We start from the raw sequence: 11,357 nt of genomic DNA, 5'->3' as shown, positions 1-11,357 counted from the left end.
TGAATACTATCCCCAGCCCGAGTCGGCGACCTGCGAATCGCTTGTCGGTCCCTCCACAGCGCCGAGCTCTTCCACATCGGAGAACTGCAGTTCCAGCGGCGCTTCATCCTGGTCCGCCGCAACTACAGAACGCGCATCGCCGATCATGCCGGACGGTTCGTCCAGCACATCCGGATCAGGTACCTGGCTCAATACCGGCGGCGGCGCGGGTATTTCAGCTTGCAAATCGGGCATTCCGCCGACAAGCTCGTGCAAGTTCGGCATCTGTGCCTGATGCTGCCGAAGTGGGGCGATCAGTTCTTCGGCCTGACGCGCGACATCCGCTGCCGCGGCCTTTGTCGCGGCAACCACCGCCGTGGCAATCTCCCCATAGTCGAGAGAGTCGATCTTCGAGGAGAAGCGGAGGTCGATGAGGTGCCCCTCGGCGTTCACTGTCACAGTGACACGCTTATCGTGCATCGTCGCTGTGGCAGTGAACTGGGCCCGCCGCTGCTCGAGATCGGCAAGCGTCCCCATTTCTTTGCGCAAACCTTCCAGGATTCCGGCCACGTCACCCAATTCACGTCCGCCGACCATCACCTCACCTCTCCGAAAATCCACCAGCGAAGGGAACACCCACACCCACCGGCACCGATCATCAGCCGAACCGTCGCGTCGAGTTTTCTTCTACTTGACGAACCACCGCGACGACTTCGTCGAGCGACGTGCCACCGGTGTCCATTCCGTGGTTGAGGGCATCCTGGCCTGCGACCACACTGTCGGAGAAGTCTTCGAACCCACCCGAACCATCCGGACCATGGGCGAATTCCGCACCGAATTCGTCAGCACCCCAGGCGGCCGAACCGGGCGAGACAGCCTGCAGGATCCGGGCAACGACAGTGAGGCCGACGTCATGACCGTCGCCCAGAAGATGGCGACCCCGTTCCACTTCGTCGGGGTCGATCTCGAACTTCTCAGTCATACTGGTGAAACCTCTTCTTCTTGCACTGTCCCACTCCGCGACCCGACGGCTTCCGACGTCGTGCCGGACCCGAAACCGCCGGCCAGCCGGGGCTCATTTCCATGATTCCAACAGACCCCGCCGGACTCCACCCAAGGGAATGTAAAACGATACAATCCGAAAACCGTCGCCGATCTCGGCTGAAGCACACTGCCGCCCGTCTCACAGACCGTCGAGCAAGCCGGCCAGCCGGAATTGGTAAACGGCAGCGGCGATATCGTCGGAGATGCCACCGAACGCCAGTGCCACGCGATGACTCGTCACTCGCGCCTGGTGTGCCGCTGCGATCAGGTCGACGACCGGCTGTCGCTGCCGGTTGCCCGGTTTTGCCGCCAGCACCTGGATCACTCGTTCGGCGACCGCCGCCGAACTCCACACACTCGGTAGCGCGGCGGCGCACTCGGAAACAGGTGGCGACCGACCCCGATACCAGCGACCGCGCTCCCACCAATAACAGAAGGAGAGCAGACCCACGCCAGCGCGTGGGTTGACCACCGGGTCCGCCACCCATTCCGGCGCTCCCGCATACAGATCCGGTAGCGGATGATTCCCGTTGTAGGCGAGATCCAAGGCCGGCGCCACAGACCGGTGCCGCCCGCCGTAGACTTCGTATCTGGCGCCTGTCATGTCCGAGATAGGCTGCGAGCCACACCGGTAGCCGCTGTCTCGGATATATCGCGAGATCGGCCCGATACGCCTCCGCCGCCGGCAGTCGCCCGGCCGGGAACGGCCGCTCACCGTGGTCATATCCGAAGTCGATCGAGTCGGGCGTACCGTGCAGCATTATCCGCCACCACGGCTCGGGACGCGTTGCCGCCTCGATCCCTCGATGCGCACGGACCAACCGCAGCACTGATTCCGGCACGGCGACAGCGACTTCGAGGTCGCCGATCCAGTATCTGAACCGGGCACGCCCGGCGCCGGCGGCGACGCTGAACTCCGCCGAGAACCGCCGCCGACCAGCAGGACCCAGATCCTGTAATGCGGAAGTGATCAGCGCCAGGCCCGGCGCGTCCGCGGGCGCGGGTATCGGACTCCCTTCGGTACTTGTTCCTTCCAGCCTGTTCGCGTGGGCAAGGACGGCCTCGACAGTGGCTCCAGGGCCTTGTTCTCCTCGATAGACAGCTTGAAGCGCACATCCGGCACTGCCACGTCAACCTGTCCGCTGGATGTATGCCCCGCCCGAGGTGCTCATGATCACCCCCACACCTCTGATTGCTCAACGCGTCTCATTCCCGAGGATGTAGCTGCACCCTCCTTGTTCGGGTCACCACGTCACTGTTCCTACCTGGTGAACGCCGTCGCAGGTTCACGCTCTGGCTCGCTGGTCCTTGATCGCGACGATAATTCGAGCAACCGCCGAGTTGATTGCCTCCACCAGCTGTACAGAATCGACGCCGGTAGCGACCCGAGTCCTTTCCGGCCAGACCACATAGCGCCCGTCCCCCGCCAAATCGAACACCCAGAAGCCTTGGCTTGCACGGTATTTGGGGCCGAGCGGCGCGACCCCCTGCCGGACCTCGATCGCGCCCACCAAATTCCGGGGGGCCGTGCTGAATTCCGCGGCGGCTGCTCGCGACGGGTCTTCGTGCGGCTCTCGTACCAGCGACTGCCCGTGCCCCTCGCTTTCGCGGCCGCCGGGAAGTACGACGTCGGTGAGCCGGCCCGCCGACTGTCGGGGTAGCCGGTCCACTATCGACCCGGCCACCGCGAGATACCCGCATTCGGTGATGATGAATCCACCGCTGTGCTGAAGAGTCGCTCCCGGTAACTGCTCGAGCAGGAAGGTGCGGTCGGACCGACGGGCGATGTGCAGTCGAATATGAGCGTGCGGGTCCTCTGGGTATCGAGGGTCCCAGGCATGCAGGATGATCTGCAAATCAGGTCTGGCAATGATTTCCAGGGCATCTCCCAACCCGTAGTTGTCCACGGCACGAAGGTGCGCACGCGTCCGCTGTTGCTGTCGTTCCCCTTCTGCGTACGACCCCATATTCGAACGGTAGGTGAACGGCGTCGGTAGCAGTACCTCGCGCTGTTCCTCCCAGAGGACAACGAACTCCAGATCGCTCAACGTCCACTGGCGGTACATCAGCCCCGCTCCGCCTGTGGAACGATCACCGGCTGTTCCGGCACTACCGAACGGACCGGCTCGCGCGAGGGTGGCGCCGGACGTACCGGCGGCGCAGGCTGCTGGACGAACTCCGCAGCGGCGCCGCGCGGCGCCGTCTCACCGACCACCGACCGCGTCATCTCCACCGGATCACCCAATGCCTCGTCGAGATTGTCGACCCTGTCGAGGTACTTCGCCCGCTCATGTTTATCGTCGTTCTGACCACCCCGACCACCTGGGGCGCCGGCACCCGGGCTGCCGCCCATAGGACTACCCATCGGACTACCAGCGGCCTGCGGACCAGCCGACCCGACCGCGGGCGAACTACCGCCCGTAAGTCCCGCACGTGGGAAGAGTTTCGCAGGGTCCATCGACGGCTTCGTGACACCGGAGCCCAAGCCACCGGCAACGTTTCCACCGGGGCCCAAGCCACCCGCAACATTTCCACCGGGGCCGCCTCCTTGGAGCACGGGTAGGCCCGGAACCAGAGCAGAATCGGCCCCCAGGGGCGGCCCGTCGGTAGGCAGCCCGCCGGGGAGGCCCGAATTCGCCAAACTCTCCTCGACCGCGCCGAGTCCCGCGTTCATGGCCTGTTCCGCCATGCCCAATCCCTGCTGTAATGCTTGCGAACCCTGCTCGAGCGCCGCCGACACGGGGTCGGAACCGGCGGCCGGATAGGTGGGGGTGCCCAGGAGATCCTCCTCGACGACCCCGGCTCTCAACGAAGCGACATTCTCGCCACCGAGGTCGGGATACAAACCTCCGCCATCAGTTGGAGCCGGGTACGTGTTGCTGTCATAGTTTTGATCGTCTTCGGTCATTTCGGTCGTTTCGTCTGTTACCTCCACGGGATCGATTCCCGCAGAGAACGCCGGAAACATCGGGAACATGGCATTGGACTCGTTGAAACCTTCGACGTATGTGTTGCGGTACGATTGCCGGTACACCCCGGTCGGATCGTCGACAATCAACACATGGCCCATATCCTGACGCCACGTATACTCGTCGTCCAGCGCAAATTGATTGGGGCGTGACTCGTCGAACCTCTCATAGGTTCCCGCCCAATTGTGCTTCTCCGGAGGCATGGCCTCCTCCGTCGTTTCGAGCCAGTAAGCGGCGAGCCGGTAAGAATCACCGACGCGGAACATGGCCTCCACCAGCGCTAGATGCTGATTATTGAAGTGGCTCGATGCCGCTATCGCCCCTTCTCTGCCCTCGCCTGTCCAAGCATCGGCCGTAGATCCGACGAGCTTGTTCATGAAATCTGTGGAGGCCCCGAGGATGGTGTCCCCCATTTGGTACCACTGCGTTCCCTTCTCCTGATAGCTCGTGACCATACCTTGCGACCTGATATAGTTCCCCAGTTCGTACAGCTGCTCGAAGGACAGATCACTGGGCCAATCCGGCATCAGAGGATAAGGATCGATCAGCTCCATGGCTTCCAGCCGACCTCGCAGAAATTCCTCGTCGAGAAGAGAGCCCGAATGCGGTGATCGCTCGACGAACGCTCCCGTAGCCGAATCCTGATCCACACTGTCGAGATCGAACTCAGCCGCAGAGGAACTGTCTGTCTCCTGATAGGATTTTCCAGCTGCCTTGAAGGCGGCGAGCATATTATCCAGGCCATCGAGGTGAGTACCCTCTTTACCTGGATAGCCGATCAGTTCATACAACTTCGTGCCCATTCCGGCGAGCTTCTTGTCGTATTCATCGAGAGAAACAATCGGCGGCTCGGCATAATAGGCAGCCGGAAAGGCTCCGAGAAGCTTGCCATCCAGTTTGATGGCATCCAGTACACCCATGAGGTACGCGCAGCGTGCCGCACACTCGAACGCTATACCGTCCTCGACTACCAGCTTCCCGTCCGTTGCCAGATCAGTAAGCGTGGACCACAGCGGCGCTTCGGGTTCAGCAGCAACTTCCTCCGTACCCTCGGCACTGTCCGAGCCTTCGGTTGCCTCCTCGCCCTCGGTACCTTCCTCACCTTCCGTGGCCATATCACGAACTCCTCACGGGTTGGGGGCTGTCATTCTTCCCGCCTCCACGGGTCGATCGCAGCTCGAACCGCTTCGCGAATTCAGCGATGAACCTCGCCGGCGGAACCGACGACGACGACGGTTCCAGCACGCCGTCGTCCGCGATATAGAAGATCGCCCGGCCGATCGCGAGTTCACCACGGGGCACCGGGACGTACACCATCCACCCGCAGTCCAGCCGGTCGGCCACCAGCTCGTCCAGTGGATACCCTGTGGTGTCGAGTCCGCGTCCGCTCACATACTGCCGGATCCTGGTGAGCGCCAGCTGTTCCGGCATTGCCGTCGGAACCTCGGACATCAGCCCGGCCAGCCGGAACTGGAACAGCGCACCGTCCATATCGACCGCGCCACCGCCGAACGCATCGGTTACCACGTCCTCGGTGACCGCTCCGGATTCCGCCGCGGCCACCAACGTCGCGATCGCCGGCCGCGCCTCCGGCTGTCCGGTCCGGGAGACGACACGTGTGACGATATCGACCACCGTTTCACCGGTCCACACGCCGGGGACGGCGGGCGCACAGTCCTCGGCGTCGGGTGATTCGCCCCGATACCACCGGCCGCCCTCCCACCAGTAGCAGAACGACAGAAGTCCGGAGGCAGCACGGGGATTCAGCACCGGGTCGGCAACCCACTCGGGGGCTCCTGTATAGAACTTCGGCATCGGGCCGCCGCCGTTGTAGCTCCGATCGAGTGTGGGAGCGTTCCACACGCCGCCCGACAGCACCGCCCGGTCATTGGGCAGCGTGCACAGTGTCGCGCCACTGCGGCGCGCACTTTCGAACCAGCCCTGCCCTGGCAGTATGCGCGGTCCCCATTCCGAACCACTGACGGCAAAGGCAGCCGCGAGGGTCGTCCAGCGCGCCCACATCACCGGAAAAGCCGGGAATTCGTTCTCGGCGAGTTCCGACCACACCGCTGCCGCGCGATCGGTGCGGGCGGCCGCTGCCGCTCGTTGCGGGCTGCGGGACTGCCGCCCGGCGTGGCCGATGTAGGCGGCGAGCCATACCGGGAGCCGTTCACGGGGATAGGCTTCCACATCGGCTCGATAGGCTTCCGGAGCGAAAAGTTGTCCCTCTGGGAACGGATCGTTGCCGTAGTCGTAGTCGACTTCGATAACCCGGTCGGCGGTGACGTGGATCATCAACCGCCACCAGGGACCGCGCTCGGGTTCGTGTGCCGTGGCCCGATACTCCCGCACCAGATCGATGACCGGCGCCGGTATCTCGGCCACGGATTCGGCTGCGTCTGTGGAGAAGATCGCCTGCGCGAAGTCTGTGGAAACAGTCAGCGCGAACTCGGCATATAACCTGTCCCAGCGCTCGGGAGCGACGGGCAAGATCGCGTCGATGATCCGCTCGATGGGATCGGCACCGGTTGTCACTCGGGATTCCGGCGGCACCGAGTCCGCGGTCGCGTCGTCGCCCACGACGCTCCCGCCTCCGGGGCCCGGGTCGGCTTCACTCCCTCCATCGCGCACGCCCTCATCCGGTTCCGTGGCAGAGACCGGTCCGGAAGGGGCCTCGGGTGGATCAGGCGGAGCGATGTGGTCGCCGATTGCCGAATCGGCACCCAGGTCCAGGGTGAATGCAACATCCGGAGCGTCGTCCGCCTCGTTCTCGCCCTGACCTGCCATATCCTGGAACCTCTCCGAGTCTTTCCGATCGGACCGCCGCACGCGGCCGGCCGAGGCGCCCCCGGCCGAATTCATCGCTGGTTCAAGTTCAGTCAGTCGACCGCAAGGCTGTCAACCGCCCCCTTCTCCGCCGGATGCTTGCTTACATTCCCTTGACTCACTCTGCCTGTGATCCGATCCCCCTCGGTAGCCTCCGCACCCCCACCATTCCGGGGCGTCGCACAGTTTCAGCACCGAAATCCCACGCTCGGGAAGCGGACTGCATCGTGCCCCAATTTCGAATGAGAAAGAATTCCCAGCACGGAGAATGTCAAGGGAATGTAAGTACCGGCAGCGATCGGCGGTCGAGTATCTCAATTCTTAACCGTCATTTGAGCATGAATAACTCCGAAAAGCGCGCGGAATTCGGTACTTTCAAGTTTCGGCACACGAGAGCTTCGGGGGTACACAAATGCACCACTTACAGGCCGCACCCACAGCAATCCGCGGCTACGGCGATTCCGCCGCGATCACGGCAGCCGAGGTTGCCGCCGCCGGCGCCACGAACCAGGCGGCGGTCATCGCGGCAGCGGTCCCGGTCTTCGGGCTCATCGGCCAGGACTTCCTTCTCGCCTTCGCGGTGGCGCAGGCGAACAACATGATGTCGGTGAACGAGATCGCCGCGGTCCACGCGGCCACCGCCGTCACCGCCCACCAGGGCGCCGACACTTATCAAGCCACCGAACAGCACTCGGCCGTCGACTTCAGCGCGGTCAGAGTTCTCTGATGAGCCCACCGCTCGACCCCACCATCACCGAGGCACTGCGAGCCGGTCCGGTCGGTCAGACCATGGACAAGCCGATCGACCAGGTACTCCGGGACATGGGCCTGCCACCACTACCGGAAATCCCGGCACTGCCGGAATTCCCGCTGCCCGTCCTCGACCTGACGGCGCTGGCACGGCCGCTGACCGATCTGGCAAGCAGTTTCGGAACCGGGCAGTTCCCTGCGGCACCCGACGTCGATCCGATACAGGTGCTCTCCCAGGTGTCCTCGGTCGTCCAGACCGCGGTACAGGTCGGTTCGTCGGCCCTGCAAATGGCGTCCGGCCTGTGGCAGGGACAGGCCGCCGCGGCCGCCGCGGCCAAACAAGCCCAGGTGAGTGCCGACAGTACCGCGGTCGCGACACAGAGCACGCAGACCTCGCTGGGTGTGGCGGCGGCCGCGGGCTCGGTATCGCGGGGTGGACTGACTTTGGCGGCCATCATCGCGAAATACCTCACCACGGTCACCATGGCCGCGCCGTTTCTCGCCACAGGCGCCGGACAGGTGTTCCTGACGGCCACCACGGTCGAGACCATGCTCGAGGCCTTGGCCGTGGTGGCTCAGACTCGCGCAGAACTGACCGTGCACAGCGCCGAGATGACCGCGACAGGTACCAAGATCCCGGTCACCGACCCGCCGAATGCCGATGCCATGCAGATCCTGTCGCAGGTCATGCAGGTCCTGCCGACCGTCGTGAACGCGGCCACCACCGGAGCCCGAGCGCTCGCCGAGAACAACACGGCACTGCATTCGCGAACACCGGCGGATACAGCTCTGACACAGACGGCTTCGGGCGTAAAACCGCATGACATCCCCGAGGGAGGCGGACCGGGTGGCGGAGCCCCGATGATGCGCGGCGGCGGCAGTCCCGCTCCCGCGGCCCGGCCGTTGGCCCCCTGGTCCGGTGCCCCGGCTGCCGGAAACACCGGATCCAGCCCTGCCTCGACTGCCTCCACATCCACAACTGCGAGCTCGCCCGCGGGATCGCAGTCACCCGGACGCGGGACCGGGCCGGCATTCATGCCGGGCGGTGGAGCGGGCGGCGCCATGGCCCGCGGTGGCGCGGAATCGACGACCGGCAACCTGCAAGGAGCGCTGGTGACCGAGCAGCACGGCAGCGAAATGGTCGGCGATATCGACGACGCCACGCCACCAGTCATCGGCGTCACCGAACGGATCACCGGCACTGCACCGGACGGGCCGCCGCCGGACAAAGCACTCACCTTGTGACCCCGGGGAGGAACCCATGGAATACGATCCCGACCGCGCACGTGGCGCGGCCCTCGATCTCGATGCGCTCGCCGACCGGCTGGACGCGACACTGCGCACGGAATGGCCTCTGCTGAACGCTCCACCCGCGGGCAGCGACGAGGTTTCCGTCGAAGCCGCACAAACGCTACGCCGAGTCGGTGAGTCGTACAGCGTCTCCGGCGATCTCGCAGTCGTCGAACTACGCAAACTCGCCGCTACAGTGCGCGCACAAGCAGACGGGGTCCTCGCGATGGAACTCAGCAACGCCGACGGGTTCACCGCACCCGTCAGAACTGGGTGAGTGCCGGTGATCGAACCACCGGCACACGGATTCACCGGCGTGGTCTGGGAAGCCCGGCCCGCAGAGAAACTGGCGACAGACCTCATCACAGGCGGTGGCACCATGCGACTGGCCGATGCGGTCGCTGCCTGGACGCGGCTCGGAACACAATTCGGCACCGCGGCACTCGACTACGACCGGATCGTGGCCGAGCTACGGCAGGCCTGGCGGTCCGAGAGCAGCGCCATCCCGCTCGAGCGTCTCGCGGTCGTCCGGGACTGGCTACTGGACGCGGCGGGCGCGGCGGCAGCCAACGCCACCCGTGTCGCCGAGCACATCGCGACCTACGAACTCGCGAGGGCTGCCATGCCCCACCCCGAGGAAGTAGCCGCATTGGCGGCGGCGCAAGAAACGATCGCCCAGGTCAGCGCGATCCTCGGGGCACCGCTGACCGCTATCGCCGACGATACCGAATTTCAGCAGGATGCCGCGAAATCGTCGGCCGCCCGAGTAATGCGTACCTACGAGGCGGCCAGTGATGCACTGGCCACACCGTGGCAGCATGCGCCACCGCCGGTCGTCGTATCGGACAGCGCATTACGTGCCGAGGAGAAAGCTCGTGCCGAGCCTCGGTCCACAGTCACACCGGTCACTCACGCACCACGCGGCGTGGGGCCCGGTTTCCCACGGGTTCCCTCGATTCCACTACATCGTGAGCCGGGTGCCTATCGTGCAGTGTCCATAGTGCAAGCCACGACGGCGCCGACCACACCGGCGGCCACGACAACAACAGCAGCCAGCGATCCGGGATCGAACGGGCCGATGCCGGGCGCGGCAGGACCCGGTGCCGCGGCGGCCTCTACTGACGACCGCGGCAGCCGCGCCGGCGATGCCGCGCCGTATCGCGCGGACCCGACCGATCTCGCCGAGGCGATTCAGGCTGCACCGGCCGTGCTGGGGGCAACGGCCCCGGCCAACGCGGCGCATGATGCCGCCGTACCCGCACAACAGAGGGGGACCCCATGACCGGCCTACGCTCCGATACCTGTCGCCGGCGCGGAAGGCACAGATGAGATCACTGTCCAACGACGCACTACTCCTGGCTGCCGAACGGCTGGGCGTTCAGACGCTACCGCGTGTACTTGCCGCCGGGCCCCAGCAGGATTCGTACACGGCATGGGCGGCAGCGCGAGACCAGGCGCTGATCGCCTTGCAGGCCGACGGTGTTCTCGACGACCACGGTGAAGTCGACTCCGAACTCGCCAGTGCCCTCTTCACACTGGCGCATCCGGAGCGGGAACTGGTGGCGCGGATCTACCCGGGAACCACAGTCACCCGGGTGAGCATTGCGCAGAGCGCCGGGCATCACGCAGTGGCAACCCGTATCGGCGACCGCTACGAGATCGGCCTCCTCTGGAGTGACGGAACGCCGGACGCCCTTGCCACACCGCTGCTGACCGCGCTCGGCGCGTGCGACCCGGCCGATGTGCCCGCATTCAGCGCATCCGCCGGCGAACTCGCAGCACGCCTCAGCGCCGCCGAAGACACCAGTGGCTACGTCGATGCACTGCACGCCCTCGGACTTCGTGGCCGCGACGCCACGCAACTGGGTTCGGCATTGGGTTCCTGCCATGGTTTCGCGGAAATCGTGGCATACGCGCACACCGACGGCGTTACCGTCCGCGCACCGGGAACAGTCGCGGTCTACGACACCCGGCGCGGTCGAATCGTCTCCGCACCTATGGTTTCGCCGGATCAGCAAGTCTGGACCACGCTGACCGCGGGCAGTGACCACCGAGTGACGCAAGCACTCGCCGCGCTGTTCGAGGGCCTCCCCGGGGGGAGGTGGCTCACTTCGTCGCACGGCGCTTGATACCCCCGTTGTTCACCCGGCCGCCGGACCACGGCGCCCACTCTACCAATGAAAGGTCAACACCATGGCTCTCACCAATCTCTCGGGGTCCGTCGGCGCGGATCAGGCCGCAGTCGCCAGCGTCGCAACCCGTATGAACGACGCGATCGAAACGCTTCGCACGACGTTCAATCTCATCAACAAGGAAGTTCAGGACGTCAAGCGGGGCTGGAAAGGCGAGGCGAATACGTCGTTCGAACGCAAACTCGAAGAATGGGACCTGGAGGCGAAGAATTTGAACATCAAGTTGCAGGATCTCCAGGAAGCCGTCAACAACAGCGGCAAGCAGGTCGGTGATGCCGATTCGGCGAACGCTTGATAGGTACCTTCT

General features: G+C 64.9%; 12 protein-coding genes. 6 read left to right on the top strand and 6 right to left on the bottom strand.

The genetic code is table 11. From position 1 onward, the window contains the following. Window positions 1-6: 6 nt before the first annotated feature. The 6 genes from NS6_RS01090 to NS6_RS01065 all read right to left on the bottom strand — a co-directional run bounded on the left by NS6_RS01090 (window position 7) and on the right by NS6_RS01065 (window position 6,779). Entirely contained in the window at window positions 7-576 is a 570-nt protein-coding gene (locus NS6_RS01090; RefSeq protein ID WP_068035337.1) for a YbaB/EbfC family nucleoid-associated protein, read from the bottom strand. A gap of 61 nt (window positions 577-637) precedes the next feature. Further along, a complete protein-coding gene (locus tag NS6_RS01085) occupies window positions 638-961 on the bottom strand; it encodes a hypothetical protein (protein WP_068035335.1) in 324 nt (107 codons plus the stop codon). Between the two features lie 201 nt (window positions 962-1,162). After that, window positions 1,163-1,627: a hypothetical protein gene (locus NS6_RS01080; protein ID WP_068035333.1), complete on the bottom strand. Its 465-nt coding sequence runs from the start codon at window positions 1,625-1,627 to the stop codon at window positions 1,163-1,165. Between the two features lie 682 nt (window positions 1,628-2,309). Continuing rightward, window positions 2,310-3,089: an ESX secretion-associated protein EspG gene (locus tag NS6_RS01075; protein ID WP_068035331.1), complete on the bottom strand. Its 780-nt coding sequence runs from the start codon at window positions 3,087-3,089 to the stop codon at window positions 2,310-2,312. Then, a complete protein-coding gene (locus tag NS6_RS01070; RefSeq protein ID WP_068035328.1) occupies window positions 3,089-5,107 on the bottom strand; it encodes a hypothetical protein in 2,019 nt (672 codons plus the stop codon). The genes NS6_RS01075 and NS6_RS01070 overlap by 1 nt, the downstream gene beginning before the upstream one ends. Before the next feature lies 1 nt (window position 5,108). Next, window positions 5,109-6,779, bottom strand: coding sequence for a hypothetical protein (locus NS6_RS01065; protein ID WP_084470552.1), 1,671 nt, complete (start codon window positions 6,777-6,779; stop codon window positions 5,109-5,111). Window positions 6,780-7,230: 451 nt separating this feature from the next. Between NS6_RS01065 and NS6_RS01060 the strand changes: the two genes are divergently transcribed. The 6 genes from NS6_RS01060 to NS6_RS01035 all read left to right on the top strand — a co-directional run bounded on the left by NS6_RS01060 (window position 7,231) and on the right by NS6_RS01035 (window position 11,345). Beyond that, complete coding sequence (locus NS6_RS01060) at window positions 7,231-7,545, top strand: type VII secretion target (protein ID WP_068035326.1); 315 nt, start codon at window positions 7,231-7,233, stop codon at window positions 7,543-7,545. Continuing rightward, window positions 7,545-8,813, top strand: a complete 1,269-nt coding sequence (locus NS6_RS01055; RefSeq protein WP_068035324.1) for a hypothetical protein — start codon at window positions 7,545-7,547, stop codon at window positions 8,811-8,813. The genes NS6_RS01060 and NS6_RS01055 overlap by 1 nt, the downstream gene beginning before the upstream one ends. A gap of 16 nt (window positions 8,814-8,829) precedes the next feature. After that, the gene (locus tag NS6_RS01050; protein ID WP_068035322.1) at window positions 8,830-9,135 is read left to right on the top strand and encodes a PE family protein; all 306 of its coding nucleotides are present in this window, start codon (window positions 8,830-8,832) and stop codon (window positions 9,133-9,135) included. A 6-nt stretch (window positions 9,136-9,141) separates the two neighbouring features. Next, window positions 9,142-10,140 carry a PPE domain-containing protein gene (locus NS6_RS01045; RefSeq protein ID WP_068036001.1) on the top strand — a complete coding sequence of 333 codons (999 nt, stop codon included), beginning with the start codon at window positions 9,142-9,144 and terminating at the stop codon, window positions 10,138-10,140. 43 nt (window positions 10,141-10,183) lie between these two features. After that, window positions 10,184-10,987 carry an ESX secretion-associated protein EspG gene (locus tag NS6_RS01040; RefSeq protein ID WP_068035320.1) on the top strand — a complete coding sequence of 268 codons (804 nt, stop codon included), beginning with the start codon at window positions 10,184-10,186 and terminating at the stop codon, window positions 10,985-10,987. Between the two features lie 64 nt (window positions 10,988-11,051). Then, window positions 11,052-11,345, top strand: a complete 294-nt coding sequence (locus tag NS6_RS01035; RefSeq protein ID WP_068035318.1) for a WXG100 family type VII secretion target — start codon at window positions 11,052-11,054, stop codon at window positions 11,343-11,345. Window positions 11,346-11,357: the final 12 nt, after the last annotated feature.

It is taken from the genome of Nocardia speluncae NBRC 108251 (genome assembly GCF_001613245.1).
GTDB lineage: Bacteria > Actinomycetota > Actinomycetes > Mycobacteriales > Mycobacteriaceae > Nocardia > Nocardia speluncae.
The sequence above is the reverse complement of the archived record's forward strand: the minus strand, read 5'-3'. Positions and strand labels throughout refer to the sequence as shown.